The following is a 21,156-nucleotide window of genomic DNA, read 5'->3' as shown; positions in this document are numbered from 1 at the left end:
CTATCCGTCGACGTACCGGAGCTTCTGCACTAGCGCAGGATCACCGGGATTCCTTGGTACGGGCCCAGTGTCAACGGGAAACTGTTCAACTCGTCGACGACGCCGATGTCCGAATCGTCGAACATGTCGTACACCCCGGCACCCGCGGTGAGATGCTTCGACTGAATTGTCGCGGCCACCTCGTCGGACGTGAAGTTGATGACGGTTGCCTGGATGGTGCCCTGACCCAGTTCGTGGACCAACACCAGCAGGCCCTTGTGCGACACCGTCGGCACGTCCAGCTGCTGGGCGGTGGCGATTCCGTACCTGTTGCGCAACTCGATGATTCGCGCGAGCCTGCGGGCGAAGGACGACGGGTCCTTCAGCTGCTCGGGCAGCGAACCGTAGAGGCTGCGGCCTCGGGGAATACCGGACTCGGAGCGCACCGCATCCGGGTAGCTGTCCATCAGGTCGTGCGCGCCACGGTTGATCCACCGCGTGTCGCCCTCACGGATGAGGTCGGCCACGTCGTCGGCGTCGATGGGCAGGATGCCCAGCAGATCCCAGCCGGACAGCGCGAACACGCCCGGCTGCAGCGCGTTGTACATCGCGAGCATCAAATGCGCCGTCTTCACCGTCTCGATGTCGGACTCGTCCATGCGATCGAGATCACGGATGCCGAGCGAGGCAGTGATGACACTGGCTGTGGTGCAGGCGATTCCGTTGGTGGTGAACGTGCGGTTGTACGGCGCCCAGCGGCCGGTCAGGCGATCGGTCAGTTCCGCGCGAATCTGATCACCGAGGTCGGACCCCTTCACCACTTCACCGCAGTACTCGAACTCGTCCTCGGCATGCAGTGTGGCGAAGTGGATGAGCTCGAAGGTCAGCTCGTCGTGATTCTGCAGTGCGTGCACCAGCGATGCCGGGTCGACGCCGTGATCGCGCGCCAACGTCATTGTCAGGCGCAGGAACTCGGTGTTTCCCATGACCAGAGCGTGGTGGTAGGCGGGCCGGTTGATGAAGTCGTACGACAGATCGGCGCCGTTGGTGCCCATGGCTTTGATGTCGTCGATCGTCAGATTCAGCTCCTGGAAGGTGAACCCTCCCATCTTGCGCACCACGCTGGCGATCAGGTGATTCGCGGCCTCGGACAGGGGATGCCCCTCGGACCAGCCTGGACCCTCGGCGCGGCGTTCGACGCCCAGGAATCCGTTGGCGTCCAACCGAAGTGCACCCGCACCGAGATCGGCGATCGAATGGCACGCATCGCCGATCACCAGGCGCATCCCCGCGAACGAGGGGTCCAGCCAGTTGATCGACGGTTGTCCCGCCTTGAAGTAGTGCAGATACACCCAGCGTCGCTCGACGCCGTCGACACCGATGACGGGAGCCGTTGCGCTCCAGTTGGTTTCCTTGACGCCCAGTTCGTAGAAGATCACCCGCTGCAACTGGCCGATGATGTAGCCGGCGCGCGCGAGATTGGCCTCGGCCTCGGCATCGATGTTCTGCGAATCCGCCCCTGCGCGCACGCGGGGGAGCAGGTGCCAGTCCTGCGGCTCGATCTCGACCATGTGGTAGATGCCCGGATAGTCCGCGACCGCCATTTCAGCGAGCCGGAAATCCGCGCCCTTGCCGGTGTGGCCGGGCACGATGTCGTCGATGACGATCCCGTCGTACGCGGCCGCGACGACGCACAGGCGTCGGAACTCGTCCTCGGAGCCGAACGCCGGGTCGATCTGCATGCCGATGCGGTCGAAGTGGCCGTCGACCGACGGTGTCGGTCGCCATCCGTGAATACCACCCGCGACCTTGACCGGTCCGGTGTGGACCGCGGTGATCCCGATGTCCGAGAACGCCTGCCACAGGGCCTCGTCGCCGAGGGTGTTGAGAAAGCTGGTGCGCGGAGCGTTGATCACGGAGATCGGGTACGCGGTGAACCAGACGGGTGCGCGCTCGACGGCACCACGCGGATTGGGGTCCGCATACGGGTTCTGCCACATGCTGCCCTTGCCGGAGAGCTGCTCGGCGATGAGCTTGGCGTCGCGCAGCATCGACTGCTCGGTGAGCCACTCGACGTATTCGGCATTGTCGGCCGAGGGCTCGCCGTCCTGGGGCGTGGAACCGTTTCGGTTCGCTCGACGTACGGAGGGGCGCAGCGGCTTGGGTCTGGCGGGATAGAACTTCTCGTCGTAGGTGATCTCGCTCGGTTCGTGCTGCACTTCGGGATCCATGTGCCTCCGTAGCCTCGCTTTCTTCCAAACCCTACGTACCCGGCGCTGCTTCTGCAGAGTTCCCCGCATGCCCTGAAAATTGGGGGTCGAAACCGAATTACATGCGTGTAAGCCGAGACAACCGGTGTATCGGACCGTGTCCGTATCGAGACTGCCCGGTCTGGAAAGTCTGCTTGTAATAGGTAATAGTTGAACGCAACAACAGCCACTTCAGTCACAGGAGTCACACATGCGTCGCTTTGCCCGCACCACAGTCTTGGCCTCGACGGCCGTGTTCGCCGCCGCCGTCGGTGCGGTCGCCCTGGCGCCCATCGCGTCGGCCGAGCCCGAGCCGACGGCCCCGGAATTCGGATCCTCGGTCGCGGAATCGACCGACCTGGTCGTCACGCTCGGAACCACGTGCGTCGACAAGACCGCCGACAAGCCCGAGGACGGCAAGGTCGTCGCACTCGAGGTGGCAGTGAAGAACGTCGGCGAGAGCGACGCCGCGAACGTCTCGGTGAACTACGGAGCGATCCCGGCCCCCGCCGGTGCCGTCACCGAGGACAAGATCGTCAAGGGCGAAGACGCCACCATCACCGTTCCCAGTGGGGACGCGGCGTGGGTCTCCCGTCCCGCCGGGGCCGTGGCCTTCTCGCCTCAGCTCGACGCCAACTACGTGGACAACGTCAAGGTCGAGTTCCTGACCCTGGATTGCTCCCCGGCCGAACCCGTCGAGGACGGCGAGTAAGAGACTTCTCCCAGCCCGCACACCGCAGGGCGCACCGACTACGCACGACGAACTACGCCGCGACGAGCATCTGCCGTCGCGGCGTAGTGCTGTCCCACTCACATAAGGGCGCGGAGCGCCGGCCGGGAACAAATCTGCAACCGCCTCCGTTAGAGCTTTCGTAGCCTTGAGTGGATGGGGCTCAAGTCCGGTTTGACAGAAGTCGAAAACGTCTTGCAGACTTGAGTGCAGTTCGCTCAGCTAGGAACCAATCAAGCAACAAACAGGAGGAAACACTATGGCTCGTGCGGTCGGTATCGACCTCGGGACCACCAACTCGGTCGTGTCCGTCCTCGAGGGCGGCGAGCCGGTTGTGGTCGCCAACTCCGAGGGATCACGCACCACCCCGTCGATCGTCGCTTTCGCCAAGAACGGTGAAGTGCTCGTCGGCCAGCCCGCGAAGAACCAGGCGGTTACCAACGTCGACCGCACGATTCGTTCCGTCAAGCGCCACATCGGCACGGACTGGACCGTCTCGATCGACGACAAGAAGTACACCTCGCAGGAGATCTCCGCGCGCACGCTGCAGAAGCTGAAGCGCGACGCCGAGGCTTACCTGGGCGAGGAAATCACCGACGCGGTCATCACCGTTCCGGCGTACTTCGAGGACGCGCAGCGCCAGGCCACCAAGGAAGCCGGCCAGATCGCAGGCCTCAACGTTCTGCGCATCGTCAACGAGCCCACCGCGGCTGCGCTGGCATACGGCCTGGACAAGGGCGACAGCGAGCAGACCATTCTGGTCTTCGACCTCGGTGGCGGCACCTTCGACGTCTCCCTGCTGGAAATCGGCGACGGCGTCGTCGAGGTCCGTGCAACGTCCGGTGACAACCACCTCGGTGGCGACGACTGGGACGAGCGCATCGTGACCTGGCTCGTGGACAAGTTCAAGGCTCAGAACGGCATCGACCTGACCAAGGACAAGATGGCCCTGCAGCGTCTGCGTGAGGCTGCGGAGAAGGCGAAGATCGAACTGTCCTCCGGACAGAGCACCTCGATCAACCTCCCGTACATCACGGTCGACGGCGACAAGAACCCGCTGTTCCTCGACGAGCAGCTCAGCCGCTCCGAGTTCCAGAAGATCACCTCCGACCTGCTCGACCGCACCCGTGCGCCGTTCCAGGCAGTGGTCAAGGACTCCGGCATCGCCGTCAAGGACATCGACCACGTCGTGCTCGTCGGTGGTTCGACGCGTATGCCTGCCGTCTCCGAGCTGGTCAAGGAGCTCTCCGGTGGACGCGAGCCCAACAAGGGCGTCAACCCGGACGAGGTCGTGGCCGTCGGTGCTGCACTGCAGGCCGGTGTGCTCAAGGGTGAGGTCAAGGACGTTCTGCTCCTCGACGTCACGCCGCTGTCCCTCGGCATCGAGACCAAGGGTGGCGTGATGACCAAGCTCATCGAGCGCAACACCACCATCCCGACGAAGCGGTCCGAGACCTTCACCACCGCTGACGACAATCAGCCTTCGGTGCAGATCCAGGTCTTCCAGGGTGAGCGCGAGATCGCCTCGCACAACAAGCTCCTCGGCTCGTTCGAGTTGACCGAGCTGCCCCCGGCTCCTCGCGGCGTCCCGCAGATCGAGGTCACCTTCGACATCGACGCCAACGGCATCGTGCACGTCACGGCCAAGGACAAGGGCACCGGCAAGGAAAACACGATCAAGATCCAGGACGGCTCCGGTCTGTCCAAGGAAGAGATCGACCGCATGGTCGCCGACGCGGAAGCTCACGCCGACGAGGACAAGGCTCGTCGCGAAGAGGCCGAGGTCCGCAACCAGGCCGAGTCGCTCGTCCACCAGACGGAGAAGTTCGTCAAGGACAACGAGGACAAGGTCGACGCCGAGCTCAAGGGACGCGTCGAGACAGCCATCGAAGAGGCCAAGTCGGCTCTCGCAGGCAGCGACATCTCGGCAGTGAAGACCGCCGTGGAGAAGCTGTCGACCGAGTCGCAGGCTCTCGGCACCGCCATCTACGAGGCTCAGGCCAAGGAACAGGGCGGCGCAGAAGGGGGAGCTCAGGCTGCTGACGACGGTGTCGTCGACGCAGAAGTTGTCGACGAGCCGGCCGACGACGCGGAGAAGAAGTGAGCCCCCGCGACAGCGATCACGATCTGCAGCACACCGAGCAGGAACCGGTCACTTTCGTGGACAAGCGAAAGATCGATCCGCAGACCGGTGAGCCTCGGGAAGGTGACGCAGTACCGGAGCCCCTCGCGGGCACCGGCACTGCGCCCCAACCCGACTCGGTGGACGACGAGGGCATCGAAGCAGAGGTGGTCGTCGACCCGCGTGACACGCAGGTCTCCGAACTCACTGCGGATCTGCAGCGAGTGTCGGCGGAGTACGCCAACTATCGGCGTCGAACCGATCGGGAGAAGCAGACGGGAGCGGAGAACGCCAAGGCGTCCGTCGTGTCCCAGCTTCTTCCCGTCCTCGACGACCTCGAGCGTGCGCGTCAGCACGGCGATCTCGAGACCGGGCCGCTGAAGTCGGTAGCGGACAAGTTGGCGGGAGTGTTCGCCAACATCGGTCTGACCACGTTCGGCGCCGAGGGTGACGCGTTCGACCCGGCGGTCCACGAGGCCGTCTCGCACGAGGGCGACGGAAGCAATCCCGTCGTCGGGACCCTGATGCGTCCGGGCTACAAGCTCGGCGAGCGGGTTCTGCGGACGGCAATGGTCGGCGTCGTCGACGATGCTGGACAGCACTCGGATGCGCCTGCATCCGACGAGCAGTAAAAAGAGATAGCGCGGAAGGAGGAAACGCCCGGTGAGCCAGCGGGAGTGGATCGAGAAGGACTTCTACAAGGAGCTGGGCGTTTCCTCCAGCGCATCTGCAGAAGAGATCAAGAAGGCGTACCGCAAGTTGGCGCGGGACAATCACCCCGACGCCAACCCCGGCAACGCCAAAGCCGAGGAGAAGTTCAAGGCCGTCAGCGAGGCCAATGCGGTCCTGACGGACCCGGCGAAACGCAAGGAGTACGACGAGGCCAGGCGGCTGTTCGCGTCGGGCGGCTTCGGTCGCCAGGGCGGCGGCGGATTCAGTCCTGGTGCAGGCGGATTCGGCGGCGGCGGGCAAACGTTCGACGTCGGCGACATCTTCGGTCAAGGTGGTGGCGACGGCGGTATCGGCGACCTGTTCGGTGGCCTGTTCAACCGCGGCGGCACTCAGCAGCGCACCTCGAGCAGTCGTCCGCGACGCGGAAGCGACGTCGAGACCGAGACCACTCTCGGTTTCCGTGAAGCCACGCAGGGTGTGACGGTTCCGCTGCGTCTGACCAGTCCGTCGTCCTGCACCACGTGCCACGGCAGCGGTGCCAAGCCCGGGACCAGTCCGCGGGTGTGCCCCAAGTGCAACGGCGCGGGCGTGATCAACCGCAACCAGGGAGCGTTCGGGTTCAGCGAGCCGTGCGACGACTGCCGCGGGACCGGTTCGATCATCGACGACCCGTGCGCCGACTGCCGCGGAACGGGCGTGCAGAACCGCACCCGCACGATCACCGTGCGCGTGCCACCGGGCGTGTCCGACGGTCAGAAGATCCGTCTCGCCGGCCAAGGTGAAGCAGGACTCCGCGGAGCTCCGTCGGGTGACCTGTTCGTCACGGTGCGCGTGCGAGCGGACAAGGTGTTCGGACGCGACGGCGACAATCTGACGGTCACCGTCCCGGTCAGCTACGGCGAGTTGGTACTCGGAACCACGCTGTCGGTTCCCACGCTCGACGGCCGCGTCGGCGTGAAGGTGCCGCCGGGAACTGTCGACGGTCGGGTGCTGCGCGTCCGCGGACGAGGTGTTCCGAAGAAGACAGGTACTCCCGGTGACCTCATGGTCACGGTCAAGGTCGCGGTCCCGCAGAAGCTCGACGACCCGGCCACCGAAGCATTGAACGCTTATCTGGAAGCCGAGAAGGCCAGCGGATTCGACCCGCGGGCCGGGTGGGCAGGTGCGTAATGACTGTTCCTACTGGCGAGGGTTCGGGCCAAGGTAATTCTGGTCGATCCGTAGGCTCCACTCCCGGTGACCCCGACGCTCAGGTCTTCGTCATCTCCGTAGCTGCACAGCTTGCGGGAATGCACGCCCAGACGCTGCGCACCTACGACCGCCTGGGTCTGGTCACCCCGCACCGGACCACCGGCGGTGGGCGTCGGTACTCGCCCCGCGACGTCGCGTTGCTCCGCGAGGTGCAGAGGTTGTCGCAGGACGAAGGCGTCAACCTCGCCGGCATCAAGCGCATCATCGAGCTGACCAACCAGGTCGAAGCTCTGCAGGCGCGAGTGTCCGAGCTCGCCCAGGAACTCGCGAACGTCCACGCGAGCTACCGCCGCGACCTCGTACCGGTTCAGCGGAACGCTCTCGTCGTCTGGAAACCGCGCAACCAGCGCTGACAACCGACCCACGCTCGCCGACGCCTGTGCGTCGGCGAGCTTTTTCGTGCCCGGGCCCCCGGCTGCATCGGCACTCGGCCCCGGGTGCGCGGGTTTCAGTGGGTGCGCGTGCTGCACCAGGTGCTTGGGCTGGAACCCACGCGTTCACCCTCGGTTGGTGACCGAATGAGTCGTTCGGTCACTCGGTCTGGCATTCACCCGAACGGGCAACCCGACGCCCCGCGGGAGACGAAGTTGGGTCGGATGTCCATGTCGGGTGGATCGTAGAGCCGGTGGAAGGTCGGGGTGATGCCGGACGACATGGGCGGGTTGATCCACGACCAGTCCGTCGGGCAGGCGCGGCCGGCTCGGGCTTCGCGGTCGACGTGGTCGACGAACTGCTTGGCGACGGTGTGGTGATCCACCATGTAAGCGCCGGTTTCGCGGAAACTGTGGATGACGGCTCGGTTGAGTTCCACCAGTGCGCGGTCTCGCCACAGTGTCCGTTCCGAGCTCATGTCGAGGCGCAGTTTCTTGGCGATGGTGGGGAGCATGTCGTAGCGGTCGGTGTCGCTGAAGTTGCGTGCGCCGACTTCGGTGTTGACGTACCAGCCGTTGAACGGTGCGCAGGGGTAGCGGACGCCGCCGATCTCGAGGTCCATGTTGGAGACGGCGGGTACGGCGTGCCATTTGAGCCCGAGCCCTGCGAACCAGCGGTAGTTGGGGTGGACGAGGTCGACTTCGAGTACGAGGTCGCGGGGGACGTCGAACCAGCGGATCGGCTCGTCGGGCGTGGAGATCATCAGTGGCAGTACGTCGAATGCGGTGCCCTCGCCGCGCCATCCGAGCCGCTGGGCCAGGGCGGTGAGTTCGAGGTGCGCGGGGTCGCCGGTGATCGTGCCGTCGTCGGCGCGGTAGCCGGCGTAGCGGATGAGTTGGGGGCTGATGATCCGGTATTCGCGGCCGTCGGGCAGGGGCGGCGGGCCGACGGTGACGATGGATTGCAGTGCGCCGCCGTTGGTGGCCACGCGGAGGTGCTCGAAGCAGGCGTCGGCGATGCCCTGTGCCGTGGTGGCGTGCCGTGCGTCGATCAGCTTCAGGGTGCGCCAGTGTTTCCGTCCGACGCACCGTGCGTGGTTTCGCCACGCCAGTTTGGCGCCGACGAGGATCTCCTCGGCGGATTGGACGTAGGTGCCCGTGGCGCGGAGCTCGGCGAGCGCCTGCGTCGCCCGAGACGCGGGTAGGTGTTGCAGTTCCGGTTGGTCGAAGAACTCGCGGCACTCGGTGAGGCGCGCGCTCAGGCCGGGATCGTCGATACGTGGCCCGACTTTTCGGCCGTTCGCTGGTTCCTTCACGTCCGCCCCGACAGCGACAGTCACGTTTTGCCTACCCCGTTTCGATCGGTCCCGCTGAATGTTCTCGATTCGACGCAACCGAATCCTAGGTCCTCGAACTGTCGGTGAAAAGGCCTGGAAATCGATGCGACTCAAGCGATTTCGACCTCTGGGTTGGTTATTGCCGAACGTGGCAAGCTATTTCCCGGTTAACGCAGTCAAATCAGGTCGAGTGAATCCGCTCGGTGGGTCATGTCCGAGTCACTGGGTTAGACTGCCTGGAAATCACGGCGGTCGAGAAACTAGTGCCGGCTGCCTTGGCGCACGTCCGGGTAGACGTCGGACGCCGACTTCTACGCGGTGAGGGGGCCTTCGAGAGATGGATGCTCGGGCGATTTCGCTTGTGAGAACCACGTTCAAAGCGGTCGCGGCCGTCGACGGTGGTCCGGAGAAGCTGACGCGTTCGTTCTATGCCATTCTGTTCGCTCGCAATCCCGAGGTGCGGGATTTCTTCCCCGCGTCGATGGAGTCCCAGCGGGACAAGTTGGTGACGGCGATCGCCTATGCCATCGATCAGCTCGAAGACCTCGACCGCCTGCTGCCGTTCCTGGCTCAGCTCGGCCGCGATCACCGCAAGTACGGGATCGTCGACGCGCACTACGCGGCCGTCGGAGATGCTCTGATCACGGCCCTGGAGCAGTTCGCGGGCAACGAGATCTGGACCGACGAGGTCGACGCCGCCTGGCGCGAGGTCATCGCGGTGATGGCGGGCACGATGATGGAAGCGGCGGAGGCCGACGACGGACCGCCGGTGTGGCAGGGCACCGTCGTCGAGCATCTGCGTGTTCTCGACGACGTGTCGATCGTGCGGCTCATGCTCGACGAGCCTCTGGATTACAGTGCCGGACAGTACGTCAGTGTGTCGATTCCGAGCCGTCCGCGCATGTGGCGGTACCTGTCGCCGGCGATTCCCGCGAACGCAGCGGGCGAGATCGAATTCCACATCCGGCGCGTCACGGGCGGGTGGGTCAGCCCGGCGCTCGTGGGGAGCACCTCCGTCGGGGACCGATGGACCATCGGAGCGCCGCTCGGCAGCATGACGAGGCACACCGCGCCCGGTCGTGATCGTCTCCTCATCGCATCGGGCACGGGAATCGCGCCGTTGCGCGCGCAGCTCATGGAGATGGCCACCAAGGCCGACAACCCGTCCGTCCACGTCTTCTACAGCGGCCACTACCCGTGCGACCTCTACGATCTGCAGACTCTCCAGCAGATCGCAGCGATCAATCCGTGGCTGTCCGTCGTCGGGATCGTCGAGGAAGAGACCGATCCGTGGTGGTACGACGGACCGCAGTACCGGAACCAACTCGGCGGCTCGTCGCCGATCGTCGGGCAGGTCGGGAAGGTCGTCGCGGAGTTCGGATCATGGGACGGCCGTGACATTCAGATCGTCGGCTCACCCTCGATGATCAACACCACCAAATTCCGCTTGCAGGGCGCAGGAGTCGATCTCTCCCTCGTCCGCCACGACCCTTGGTGACTGGTCTTTGTTGCAGCATCGACTGGGTCGTTCCGCAGGCTCCACTCCCGCCCTCGACTGGGTCGTTCCGCAGGCTCCACTCCCGGGCCCGCCGCATATTCTGGACACATGCAGACGTGGAATGCCGAGGTGGTGCAGTACCACCGCTTGCGCAATGACCTGGCCGTGGTTCGACTCGAAGGTGACGCAATACCTTTCGAGGCAGGTCAGTCGCTCGACGTCACTGTTCCGCAGAATGCGCGGCTGAGTCGTCGGTACTCGTCGGCGTTGCCGCCGTCGCTCGATGGAAAGTTGGAATTCCATGTCCGGGCCGTGCCGGCTGGGTGGGTCAGTGGATCGATCGTCAACGAGACGAGGCCGGGTGACGTGTGGAGGTTCGGCAATCCCGCGGGCAGTCTGAAGGTCGATTACTCCGGACGCGACGTCGTGATGATTGCAGGGGGCACCGGGCTCGCACCGCTGCGTGCGCTGATTCTGGATCTGACCCGGCGGGAGACACCGCCGAACGTGACGCTGTACGTCGGTGGACGGTCACCACGTGACCTCTACGCGGCCGACCTGCTGTGGATACTGGCGTCCGAATTGCCGTGGCTGACCGTCGTTCCCGTCGTGGACCAGTTGACGGATCCGTGGGCTCCCGACCGCTGGCACGACGCGATCGGAGCCGAGATCGCCGGTGTCGCAGAGATGTTCGGCCCCGAGCACTGCTGGGAGGGCAGTCTGGCCGACGTCATGAGTGTGCAGCAGCCGCTCCTCGACTCCCAGGTACTGGTCTGCGGTTCACCCGGGATGGAAGCGGCCACGATCGCGGCGTTGATCGACAACGGGACCCCGGAGAGCGCCATCGTGCGGTGACGCCGTACGTCAGCCGACGTGCGTCGCGGTGTTCGTGCCGACCGGCAACACCCGCGGCGGCGCGGGCGAGAACAAGCGACGCACGGAGTACCGACCCTTGGCCGGGTCGTACGGCCGATACACGGCGAACACGAGAATGTGCCACCACCAGTGCAACCGGAGTGCCTTACGTCGCTCGGGAGTCATGACCCCGTGCCGCTCGAACGTCCTGATACCGCATTCGATGTACTCACCGAATTTCGACGGCGGAGTGAGGGCGCGGCGGGGCGACACGTCGACATTCATGTCGGACAGCTGAGCCAGCTTGACGTCCACGGCGGTCAGGCACAGGGCCAGATCGAGATCTTCGTGAAGTTCGGCGTCGGTGCTGACCATCGGTTCGACGCGGTGCCACGCGGACTTGCGGATTGCCATGTTGGCGCCGTGCAGGTTGGTGACCAGGCGACCGCCTCCGATCGCGCCCTTCCTCAGGTGCCGACCGAACCACCACGCTTTGAGGCCGCGTACCGGCGAATCGTACGGCTGATTGAGCCCGGTGACACCGCCGACGTGTGCTCCGTCCTCAGACAGGTAGTTCAGAACGGCCCGGGCCCATCCCGGTGTGACGCGGGTGTCGGCGTCGACGCGGCCCAGGACGTCGCCGCGGGCCGCGCGAAATCCGGCATTGCGTGCGTGCGCGACGCCGGGTGCGCGCTCCGGCAGGAGCGTGATCTTGGGGTGGGCGTCGGCGTAGGCCTCGACGACAGCGGCGGTGCGGTCGGTGGAGTTGTTGTCCACGACGATGATCTCGTGGATGTCGTCACCCTGCGCGACCAATGCGTCGAGGCAGGGGCCGATGTAGGCCTCTTCGTTGTGGGCCGGGATCACGACCGACAAGGTTTCGGCGGGGAGCGTGGGAGTCGACACACTGGGAGATTATCGGTGACGAGGTGTGGAGTCGAATCGAAAAGTATTGTGTATCAGAGTATTCGGGTGAATTCGCTGATACATGGGTGTTTTGTCGAGGTCGAGTTCGTTTTGTCCGTCGAGGGCGGTCGACCGGTCGGATCGACGGGATTGGACGGGGTGAAGTCATGCTCGATGATTCGCTCATCGGGCCGGCAGCTAGGCTGGGCCGGACGTCGGTCCGACAGCACGTGACTACCAGAGGAGACGAGCAGTGGCTTCCGAGATCGCAGTGGGCGACCTGGTTCAGGCGACCGGGCACGCCGGACCGTGGAAGGTGCTGGAAATCCGTCAGGGTCTGGCACTTCTCGAGCATCATGCCGGTCATCGACTGTCGGTCCGCACGACCACGCTGTCCGTGGTTCGGAAAGCGTCACCCTCGGAGGCTGCGAAGCCCGTCGTGGACGAGCCGGACTCGCCTACCCTCTTCGACTGAAGGTCGGCGAAACAAGAGAGACGCGTCCCCGACGGCCGCGTCCTCGTGGCTTACCCGCTCAGGTCACTGGCGGGAAGTGGGTCGTTCTACAGTCCGCCGAGCAGCAGGTGAAGAGTATCTCCGACGACTGCGATCAGGCCGGCTACGAGTCCCATGTGATTCCTCTTTTCTGTGATTCGCCTTGCGGCGCTGCTCTTTTGAGCTGACAAGAATCTATGGGCGGCGTATTGCCCGCGAGTTAACTGCGAGTAATGGCCTCGGCGGATGCGCGAAACATTACCTTTGCTCATCAATATGGTGGATTGAACGAGGGGCGTGATGAATGCGTCATCGGCCACGTGACTTGTACATGCGCCGCTGGAGCTTGGCGAGCTGTTTGGCCTCGGCGAGCCTCTGCCCATTGGCGCGGGCGTCGTGTCGCGTTGTGGCCCAGTGATTCTCGCGTTCCAGGCGGTGGTAGTTGGCGATCCGCCGGGGGTCGATACTCTCCTGTACTGCGCATCCGGGTTCGCTGCTATGAGTGCAATCGCGAAATCTGCATCGCGCCGACGCGTCCTCGATGTCCGAGAAGGTCTGCTGTAGGCCCTCTTCCGACGCGACGAGGCCGACGGAGCGAAGTCCGGGAGTGTCGATCACCGTCATTCCGACGGTGGGAAGCGGCACGAGTTCGCGTCGAACCGTCACGTGACGCCCTTTGCCGTCGGCTTCGCGTACATCGCCTGTGCTCAGGACTTCCTGGCCGACGAGCGTGTTCGCCAACGTCGACTTTCCCGATCCGGACGGTCCGATCAGGGCATTGGTTCCGCCGAGATGGTCGGTAAGGCAGGCTATTCCATCACCGGTGCGGGAGCTGATCGCGAGTACGGTCACGCCGGGTGACGACGCCTTCAGGTCGGTGACTCGGTTGGAATCGCCGGCGTCGCACTTGGTGAGTACGACCAGTGGTGTTGCGCCGCTGTCCCATGCGAGGGCGACGTATCGTTCGACGCGGCCGAGGTCGAGTTCGGTGTCGGCGGCGACGGTCACGACGACGGTGTCGACGTTGGCGGCGAGGGTCTGAGTGTGGGACGTCGTGCCTGCCGATGCTCGGACGATGGCTGTGCGGCGGGGTAGGACTGTCGTGAGTACGGCCCCGCCCGTCGGCTGGGTGTGGATGCGTACCCAGTCGCCGGTGCACACGTCGAGGTGTCCGGTGTGGGCGCGCAGCGTTCCGTGTTCGGTGGCGATGTCGCTGGACCCGCGGTAGACCGCGGTGACGCGCCCGGGTTCTCCGGGTGAGCTGTTCTCGTGGAATCGATGGTGCCAGTAGGTGTCGAAACCCAAGTGGGACAGTGTGGTCGGTGAGGACACGGGTGAGCCTTTCGAAGGGCCGACCCGGTGCCCGGGTCAGCCGATGATGGGGGAGGAGGAGGCCGTGGGCACGGCCGTACGCCGAATGACCATGGTTTCTCCTCCTCTCGTCTCGCCTCGAATGCTCGGGTGGATGGAAAGTATCAGAGCAGAACTGGGCTACGCCATCGATTTAACGGTGCTCACTGCGGAGACGGGTCGGCCAGCACGCGAGCGGCGAACGCGACGGCGAGATCGAGGAGGACGCGTGCCTCGGGCAGGGCGCCCGCCATCACCGGGAACGCATGAACCTGGCCCTTCCAGACGTGCGTCTCGACGGTTCTGCCTGCTGCCGCGAGCGAGGCCGTCATCGCTTCGACGTCGGGACGCATCAACTCGTACTGCGCGGTGGACAGGAACACCGGCGGGAAGATCGCCGGGTCGACGTCGATCGGCGACGGTGAGCCGGCGATGGCGTCGGGCCCGTTCAGCCACCGATCCTCCAACGCGATGACCTGCTTCATCGGAAGGTAGGCGTCCTTCTTCATGAACTCCTTCGGATGGCTCTTCAGGTCGAGGTTCAGCAGTGGAGAGAACCCGAGGACCGCCGCGGGCGGGGTGAGACCGTCGAGTACGGCCAGTTCGGCGACTTTCATCGCCAGGTATCCACCCGCCGAGTCGCCGGCGACGATGATCTTGCTGGGGTCGGCGACGGTTTCCAGCGCGGCGCGGTAGGACGCCATGGCGTCGGCGATCGATGTTCCGATGCCGCCGTAAGGGATCTGTCGGTACTCGACGGAGTAGACGGGGACCCCTGCGCGAGCTGCAATCGTCGCGCACGCACTTCGGTGCGTGGCGAGGCCGCAGAACACGAATCCACCGCCGTGGAAGTAGAGCACGGACGCGCCGTCGAGTGATCCGGTCGCGGTCTTGGGGTGCGTCGTCTTCTCGCACGGGACGCCGCCCAATCGAACCTGTTCGATGGTCACACGCTTGGGTTTGGGCAACCTGTCGACGGCACGGTCGAGCTGACCGATGGCCTTGATGCCACCGTCGGTCAACGGCCACAGCGAGAACGTCGGCTTCAACGTCAGGCGCATCGCGCAGGACAGAACGCGGGCTTGGCGGCTGATGTCGTCGTGCCAGGTGAGCGTATGGGTCATGGATACGCACGCTAGCACCGGTTGGAACGTGTTCTCGTTGATTCGGCCATGAACCGAGGTCAGGCGTGCTCCCGCCGGTCACGGGAAACAGAAACGTGTTCTACTGCGACCGGGTGGGGAGCGTGCCCTCCTGCTGCGGGTTCGACAGTGCGTTGAGGAAGGCCCGCGCCCAGCGGTCGACGTCGTGCGCGAGGACCTGGCGCCGCATCGCCCGCATGTGGCGTCGACCTTCTTCCGCCGGCTGTTCCAGCGCGGAGACGATGGCGTCCTTGACGCTGTCGAGGTCGTGCGGGTTGCACAGGTACGCCTGACGCAGTTCGGCTGCGGCACCGGTGAATTCGCTGAGAACCAGGGCGCCACCCAGATCGCTGCGGCTGGCGACGTACTCCTTGGCGACGAGGTTCATGCCGTCGCGCAGCGGAGTGACGAGCATGACGTCCGCGGCCACGAAGTACGCGATGAGATCGTCGCGGGGGATCGGACGGTGCAGGTAGTGCAGTACCGGGTGGCCGACCTGGCCGTACTCGCCGTTGATACGGCCGACCTGTTGTTCGATTTCACCGCGCATCGCCTTGTAGCTCTCGACGCGTTCACGGCTCGGGGTGGCGAGCTGAATGATGACGTTGTCCACCGGGTCTATGCGGTGCTCTTCGAGCAGTTCACGGAATGCGTTCAGCCGGACGTCGATGCCTTTGGTGTAGTCGAGGCGGTCGACGCCGAGCATGATGCGCTTCGGGTTGCCCAGCTCCTTGCGGATCTGCTTCGCGCGATCACGGACAGCCTTCGAGCGGGACTTCTCGTCGAGGTCGCCGGAGTCGATCGAGATCGGGAACGCGCCGACGCGGACGGTACGGAACCCGACCTGCACCGAACCGAGCCGTGACCGGACGCCGACGGTGCCACGTGAGGTGACCTGGCCGGCGAGGCGTCGGGCGAGGTAGAGGAAGTTCTGGGCGCCGCCCGCGAGGTGGAATCCGATGAGGTCGGCCCCGAGGAGGCCTTCGACGATCTCCGTGCGCCACGGCATCTGCATGAACAACTCGACCGGAGGGAACGGGATGTGCAGAAAGAAGCCGATCGTGAGGTCCGGCCGCAGCATCCGCAGCATCTTCGGGACGAGCTGGAGTTGGTAGTCCTGAATCCAGACGGTCGCGCCCTGCGCAGCCGCCGCGGACGTGGTCTCGGCGAAGCGGCGATTGATCTCGACGTACGCGTTCCACCAGGAGCGGTCGTACACCGGCTTGACGATGACATCGTGGTAGAGCGGCCACAGGGTGGCGTTGGAGAAGCCTTCGTAGTAGTCGGCGACTTCCTGCTCGGTCAAGGCGACCGGGCACAGTTCGAGCTCGTCCTCGACGAACGGCTCGACGTCGACGTCGGGGACCCCAGGCCATCCGACCCATGCGCCCTTGTTGGCGCGCAGGATCGGTTCGAGAGCCGTGACGAGTCCGCCGGGGCTGCGCTTCCATCGCGTGCTGCCGTCGGGGAGTTTCTCCAGGTCGACGGGCAGCCTGTTGGCTACGACCACAAAATCCGAGCCCTGCGAGGCGTCAGCCACTACTGTCCAATCTTCTCGAAACCGGGGTAGGTCAGTCGACCTTCGCTGTGGGATCGATACCCAACATCGACAAAAGCATGCGGCACTCGTCGGCGTCCGTCGCATAGGCGGCGACGACGCGTTGCGCCTGGCTGGCGGTCTCGTCGGCCAACGGCTCCAGGTCCTCGTCGGCGATGTCGGTGTCGGTGGTGGTCTTGGCGGCCATGGTGTTCTCCATCTTCTGTGGCTGCTCGAATATGGTGCGCCCCGACTCTATGAGAATGCGGTGCTCTCTCGCCACTTTGCGCCGCGAGCGAGCGTCCCGACGGACCCCCGGAATGAAATAGCATCAGGCAATGCGTTTTTCTCCCGCGGGCTCCACTCCTGGCCCCCTGGGTCGTTCCGCGGGCTCCACTCCTGTGACAGGCAGTGCGATTCTTCGGCGAACCGTCGTACGTCAACGGGCCCGGATGATCATTTCGTCACTGTTCTTCTGCGTGCATCAGTTCTGCGAGACCATGGTGCCCGTCGCGATCGGTTTGATCGTCGGCCGCGCGATCGATACCGGTGACGGCCGGGCGATGATCGTCTCGCTGTTCGGCCTGGCCGGGTTGTTCGTGGTGCTGTCGTTCGCGTACCGCTTCGGGGCGCGGATCATCGTCGTCGCGATCGAGCGGGAGGCGCACATGATGCGCGTCGAGGTTGCCGGTCGGGTACTCGATCCGCGCGGTGTTCGCACCGATCTGGTGTCCGGTGAACTGCTGACGGTGTCCACATCCGACGCGGAGAAGACGTCCTGGATTCTCGACGTCATCGCGCGAACGGTGGCTGCCATCGCCGCGACGGTCGTGTGCGCGGTGGCATTGCTCGTCGTGGACATTCCGTTGGGAATCGCCGTGCTGGTGGGCACTCCCGTCATCATGTATCTGCTTCAGCGCGCAGCGCCGCTGCTCACGCGGACCGCGACGACGCAGCAGGCCGAGGTCGCTCGTGTCTCCGGGATGGCCACCGATCTGGTCAGTGGCGTTCGGCCGCTGCGCGGCATCGGCGCCGAGAACGCTGCAGCGGCGCGGTTCCACGCGTCGAGCCGTACGGCACTGGGCGCGACGATGAAGATGGCGAAGGCCAACAGCGTCTACCTCGGATTCTCGACGACGGTCACCGCGCTTCTGTCGGTCGGCATCGCCGGTACCGCCGGGTTCTTCGCGCTGCAGGGCCGAATCTCGGTGGGCGAGTTGATCACCGTCGTCGGGTTGTCGCAATTTCTGATCGAGCCGTTGACGACGATGTCGCGGCTGCCGGGCGTCGCGGCGATGGTGCGTGGTTCCGCGGACCGGCTCGCCCTCGTTCTCGGCGCCGACCACGTACTTCCCGAGGGTGGCTCGGACGCACCGTCGTCGACGAATCTGGGTGTCCACGGCGTCGGATATCGGTCGTTGGACGGTCTGGAGATGTCGGTCGCTCCGGGTGAGCTGCTGGGAGTCGTCGCTCTGCGCGCGCAGGACGGGGAGGCGCTGGCTGCCGTGCTGTCCGGTCAGGTCGCGTCCGACGACTACGTCGGCGACGTCACCATCGGCGGTGCCGTCGTCGACACGCTCGGTCTGACGGAGGTTCGCCGCACGGTGCTGGTGGAGCCGCACAACACGGACCTGTTCGCCGGGACGGTGCGGTCCAACATCACCGCCGGAGCCGCACGCGCCGACGACGAGCTGGCGCCGGTCCTGGCGGCCTCGGCTGTCGAGGACGTGGTGGCGCTGCACGAGACCGGACTCGATCACGCCGTGACCGACCGGGGTGCCTCGTTGTCCGGTGGTCAGCGGCAGCGCGTCGCGCTGGCCCGCGCACTGTCGGTATCCGCTCCGGTGCTGGTGTTGCACGACCCGACGACCGCCGTCGACGCAGTCACCGAACATGCCATCGCCGCCGGCATCAAGGAACTGCGCCACGACGGTGATCAGGCCCAGACCACGGTGCTGATCACGACGAGTCCCGCGCTGCTCGCGGTCACTCACCGGGTGATCGTCGTCGACGACGGACGGGTCGTCGCCGAGGGAACGCACCACGAACTCGCCGCCCACGACGACCGCTACAAGGACACGGTGCTGCGATGATCACGACACCCGAACTGCTGCCCATCGCGACGGGCCGACGATCGTGGGCGTTCCTGCGCGGCGAACTGAACGGGCGACGCGGACTCGGGGCTGTCACGTTGCTGATCTCCGCTGTCGCAGCGGCGATGTCGCTCGTGCCGGTCTACGTGTTCGGCGTGCTGGTCGACCGGGTCACCGACGGTGCACCGACGTCGACCATCGTCTCCGTCGTCGCGATCATCACCGTCGCCGCCGTGGTCGGTGGCGTGTTCACCGCGTGGAGTTCGTACCTGATCAGCAAGCTCGGCGAGGGCATCCTGGCGTCGCTGCGGGAACGCGTGCTCGGTCGCGCACTGCACCTTCCCGTCGGAACTCTGGAGCGAGTCGGCAAGGGAGACCTGCTCTCTCGTGTCGGCGACGACGTGGCCGTCATGGCGAAGTCCATCGGCGAAGTGATCCCCAACATCGTGTCCGCTCTGCTGCTGGTGACCCTCAGTGTCGTGGCCATGCTCAGCCTCGACTGGCGACTCGGACTCGCAGGAATGGTCGCCATTCCGATGTACGTGCTCGCGCTGCGCTGGTACCTACCCAGGTCCGCGCCGCTGTACGCCGCCGAACGCGTCGCCATGGGCGAACGGTCGCAGGCCTTGATCTCCAGCATGCAGGGTGCCCGCACCGTTCGGGCCTACGGACTCGAGGAATCGCACCTGGGCGAGATCGACAAGGCGTCGGGCAAGGCACGGGACATCGGCATCACGGTGTTTCGCCTCTTCACGCGATTCGGTTCGCGCAGCAATCGCGCCGAATGCGTCGGCCTCTCGGTCATCCTCGCGGCGGGCTTCCTGTTCGTCCAGGACGGCCACGTCACCGTCGGTCAGGTCACCGCCGCGGCGTTGCTGTTCCATCGGCTGTTCAATCCCATCGGCATGCTGATGTTCTCGTTCGACGACGTGCAGTCGGCGGGAGCGTCTCTCGCCCGACTCGTCGGCGTCATGGACATCCCGGATCAGCGGTCACGCGGCACCGGCGTGGTGCCCGACGACGCCACCCTCGAGGTCACCGGGCTGCGTCACTCGTACGACGGTGGGAACGAGGTGCTGCACGGCATCGACCTCACGGTCCGTGCCGGGGAAACCGTTGCGCTGGTGGGTTCCACGGGTGCAGGCAAGTCGACCATCGCAGCCATCGCGGCCGGGTCCATCGACGCGACGGACGGGCAGGTGCGCATCGGCGGTGCGAGCCTGGACGACCTCGGCGCCGACGGTCTGCGTCGCCACATCGCGATCGTCAGCCAGGAGGTGCACGTCTTCTCCGGCACTCTTGCCGAGGATCTGCAGTTGGCTGCTCCCGATGCCACCCGCGACGAGATCCACGCGGCGCTGACGACCGTCGGCGCAGGCGCGTGGGTCGACGCGCTCGCCGACGGCGTCGACACCCAGGTCGGAGAGGGCGGCCACGAGCTGACGGCGGCGCAGTCGCAGCAGCTTGCGTTGGCGAGGCTCGTGTTGGCCGATCCTGCCGTCGCAGTCCTGGACGAGGCAACCGCCGAGGCAGGCAGCTCCGGTGCGCGCGATCTCGAGGCCGCTGCGCAGGCAGCGACCCGTGGCCGCAGCACGCTCGTCGTCGCGCACCGCCTGACGCAGGCCGCCGCCGCCGATCGTGTGGTCGTGCTGGAACACGGGCGGATCCTCGAGGAGGGCGGCCACGACGAACTCGTCGCCGCCGGCGGCCGTTACGCAGAGCTCTGGGCGGCGTGGGAGGGCACCACGCCGGTGAGCGGCCGGTAGGAGGTCCTTTCGGGAATCGGTGCAGCTCAGCGGGTGTGTACTTGCAAGCCCGATTCGCCGGGGGCATGGGCGTCGTCCAGGACGAAGTTCGCGTCGTACTCACCGCCGTTCTGGGTGCGGTACGGGATCGGCCGGTCGGAGAACAGTGTGGCCAGCCGGGCCTGCAGGTGCGTCTCGGCCGCGGCGTAACCGTCGTCGGTCATTCGGTCGGCGCTGGGAATCAGCACCGGTGGTAGCACGGACATGCCTGTGTACCAGAAGAATCCGTGCTGAATGGGGAACAGCAGTTCGTCCAGTGAGCCGTTGATACCGCGCGGCGACACCGTGTGTTCACTGCCGCCCATACTGGTGACGATCAGTGCTCGGGTGCCCGCCAACAGACCGTCGCCGTAGCGGCGAGTTCCACCTTCCACCTTGCGAATTCCGTATCCGAAGCCCTCGACGAACACGCGGTCCACCCAGCCTTTCATGATGGCGGGCATCGAGAACCACCACAGCGGAAACTGCAGTACGACGGCATCGGCTCGGCGTACCTTGTCCTGTTCGGCGGCGATGTCGGCGGCTATCGTCCCGTCTGCGAGAGCGGTCGACGACGCAGTGGCCACGTGCAGTCGGTGTGCCGGATCGTGTGCGTAGTCCTCCGCGGTCACCACCGGATTCCATCCCATGCGGTACAGGTCGGACTCCATGGCGGTGTGACCCGCCCCGGCGAGCCATTTCAGCGCCGAGTCACGCAACGATCCGTTGAGCGAGCGAGGGTCGGGATGCGCGGAAACCCAAAGAATGTTCATGTCCTGAGCCTGTC

18 protein-coding genes are annotated in these 21,156 nt (G+C 65.5%); 10 read left to right on the top strand and 8 right to left on the bottom strand.

The window, feature by feature from the left end; all coding sequences use genetic code 11:
* Window positions 1–29 precede the first annotated feature (29 nt).
* On the bottom strand, window positions 30–2,210 hold the full coding sequence (gene treS / locus CH289_RS05155) for a maltose alpha-D-glucosyltransferase (protein WP_094727484.1): 2,181 nt from the start codon (window positions 2,208–2,210) through the stop codon (window positions 30–32).
* A 229-nt stretch (window positions 2,211–2,439) separates the two neighbouring features.
* Between treS and CH289_RS05150 the strand changes: the two genes are divergently transcribed.
* From CH289_RS05150 to CH289_RS05130, 5 genes are all read left to right on the top strand, one after another.
* Window positions 2,440–2,940, top strand: coding sequence for a Pro-kumamolisin, activation domain family protein (locus tag CH289_RS05150; RefSeq protein ID WP_256977040.1), 501 nt, complete (start codon window positions 2,440–2,442; stop codon window positions 2,938–2,940).
* A gap of 277 nt (window positions 2,941–3,217) precedes the next feature.
* Window positions 3,218–5,062 carry a molecular chaperone DnaK gene (gene dnaK / locus CH289_RS05145; protein WP_019663821.1) on the top strand — a complete coding sequence of 615 codons (1,845 nt, stop codon included), beginning with the start codon at window positions 3,218–3,220 and terminating at the stop codon, window positions 5,060–5,062.
* Entirely contained in the window at window positions 5,059–5,712 is a 654-nt protein-coding gene (gene grpE, locus CH289_RS05140) for a nucleotide exchange factor GrpE (protein WP_020110770.1), read from the top strand. Before dnaK ends, grpE begins: the two co-directional genes overlap by 4 nt.
* Before the next feature lie 31 nt (window positions 5,713–5,743).
* Window positions 5,744–6,922, top strand: a complete 1,179-nt coding sequence (gene dnaJ / locus CH289_RS05135; RefSeq protein ID WP_020110771.1) for a molecular chaperone DnaJ — start codon at window positions 5,744–5,746, stop codon at window positions 6,920–6,922.
* A complete protein-coding gene (locus CH289_RS05130; RefSeq protein WP_094727482.1) occupies window positions 6,922–7,356 on the top strand; it encodes a heat shock protein transcriptional repressor HspR in 435 nt (144 codons plus the stop codon). The genes dnaJ and CH289_RS05130 overlap by 1 nt, the downstream gene beginning before the upstream one ends.
* A 194-nt stretch (window positions 7,357–7,550) precedes the next feature.
* Here the strand turns inward: CH289_RS05130 and CH289_RS05125 are convergent, their stop codons facing one another.
* Entirely contained in the window at window positions 7,551–8,690 is a 1,140-nt protein-coding gene (locus tag CH289_RS05125) for a nitric oxide synthase oxygenase (RefSeq protein WP_371828343.1), read from the bottom strand.
* A gap of 358 nt (window positions 8,691–9,048) precedes the next feature.
* Here CH289_RS05125 and CH289_RS05120 point away from each other — a divergent pair, with 358 nt between their 5' ends.
* Window positions 9,049–10,209, top strand: a complete 1,161-nt coding sequence (locus CH289_RS05120) for a globin domain-containing protein (RefSeq protein ID WP_026347560.1) — start codon at window positions 9,049–9,051, stop codon at window positions 10,207–10,209.
* Between the two features lie 108 nt (window positions 10,210–10,317).
* Complete coding sequence (locus tag CH289_RS05115) at window positions 10,318–11,064, top strand: FAD-binding oxidoreductase (RefSeq protein WP_094727481.1); 747 nt, start codon at window positions 10,318–10,320, stop codon at window positions 11,062–11,064.
* A gap of 9 nt (window positions 11,065–11,073) precedes the next feature.
* Here CH289_RS05115 and CH289_RS05110 read toward each other — a convergent pair whose 3' ends face one another.
* On the bottom strand, window positions 11,074–11,970 hold the full coding sequence (locus CH289_RS05110; protein ID WP_094727480.1) for a glycosyltransferase family 2 protein: 897 nt from the start codon (window positions 11,968–11,970) through the stop codon (window positions 11,074–11,076).
* A gap of 253 nt (window positions 11,971–12,223) precedes the next feature.
* On the opposite strand from CH289_RS05110, the gene CH289_RS05105 reads away from it, so the two are divergent.
* Window positions 12,224–12,445, top strand: a complete 222-nt coding sequence (locus CH289_RS05105) for a hypothetical protein (RefSeq protein ID WP_019663814.1) — start codon at window positions 12,224–12,226, stop codon at window positions 12,443–12,445.
* A gap of 327 nt (window positions 12,446–12,772) precedes the next feature.
* On the opposite strand, the gene rsgA is transcribed toward CH289_RS05105, so the two are convergent.
* The 4 genes from rsgA to CH289_RS05085 all read right to left on the bottom strand — a co-directional run bounded on the left by rsgA (window position 12,773) and on the right by CH289_RS05085 (window position 16,700).
* Window positions 12,773–13,795, bottom strand: coding sequence for a ribosome small subunit-dependent GTPase A (rsgA, locus tag CH289_RS05100; RefSeq protein ID WP_094628431.1), 1,023 nt, complete (start codon window positions 13,793–13,795; stop codon window positions 12,773–12,775).
* 182 nt (window positions 13,796–13,977) lie between these two features.
* Window positions 13,978–14,937 (bottom strand): alpha/beta hydrolase, encoded by a 960-nt coding sequence (locus CH289_RS05095; protein ID WP_019663811.1) that lies wholly within the window; start codon window positions 14,935–14,937, stop codon window positions 13,978–13,980.
* Between the two features lie 100 nt (window positions 14,938–15,037).
* Complete coding sequence (locus tag CH289_RS05090; RefSeq protein ID WP_019663810.1) at window positions 15,038–16,495, bottom strand: alpha,alpha-trehalose-phosphate synthase (UDP-forming); 1,458 nt, start codon at window positions 16,493–16,495, stop codon at window positions 15,038–15,040.
* 31 nt (window positions 16,496–16,526) lie between these two features.
* Window positions 16,527–16,700 (bottom strand): hypothetical protein, encoded by a 174-nt coding sequence (locus tag CH289_RS05085; protein ID WP_167336916.1) that lies wholly within the window; start codon window positions 16,698–16,700, stop codon window positions 16,527–16,529.
* Window positions 16,701–16,944: 244 nt separating this feature from the next.
* Here CH289_RS05085 and CH289_RS05080 point away from each other — a divergent pair, with 244 nt between their 5' ends.
* Together CH289_RS05080 and CH289_RS05075 are read left to right on the top strand one after the other, a co-directional pair.
* Window positions 16,945–18,585, top strand: coding sequence for an ABC transporter ATP-binding protein (locus CH289_RS05080; protein WP_094727479.1), 1,641 nt, complete (start codon window positions 16,945–16,947; stop codon window positions 18,583–18,585).
* The gene (locus CH289_RS05075; RefSeq protein ID WP_094727478.1) at window positions 18,582–20,351 is read left to right on the top strand and encodes an ABC transporter ATP-binding protein; all 1,770 of its coding nucleotides are present in this window, start codon (window positions 18,582–18,584) and stop codon (window positions 20,349–20,351) included. The genes CH289_RS05080 and CH289_RS05075 overlap by 4 nt, the downstream gene beginning before the upstream one ends.
* A gap of 26 nt (window positions 20,352–20,377) precedes the next feature.
* Here CH289_RS05075 and CH289_RS05070 read toward each other — a convergent pair whose 3' ends face one another.
* Window positions 20,378–21,142 (bottom strand): NAD(P)H-dependent oxidoreductase, encoded by a 765-nt coding sequence (locus CH289_RS05070; protein WP_094727477.1) that lies wholly within the window; start codon window positions 21,140–21,142, stop codon window positions 20,378–20,380.
* Between the last annotated feature and the right edge of the window lie 14 nt (window positions 21,143–21,156).

Origin of the sequence: Rhodococcus sp. RS1C4, assembly GCF_002258225.1 — a bacterium.
Classification (GTDB): domain Bacteria; phylum Actinomycetota; class Actinomycetes; order Mycobacteriales; family Mycobacteriaceae; genus Rhodococcoides; species Rhodococcoides fascians_E.
This window is presented reverse-complemented; position numbering and strand designations above follow the sequence as displayed.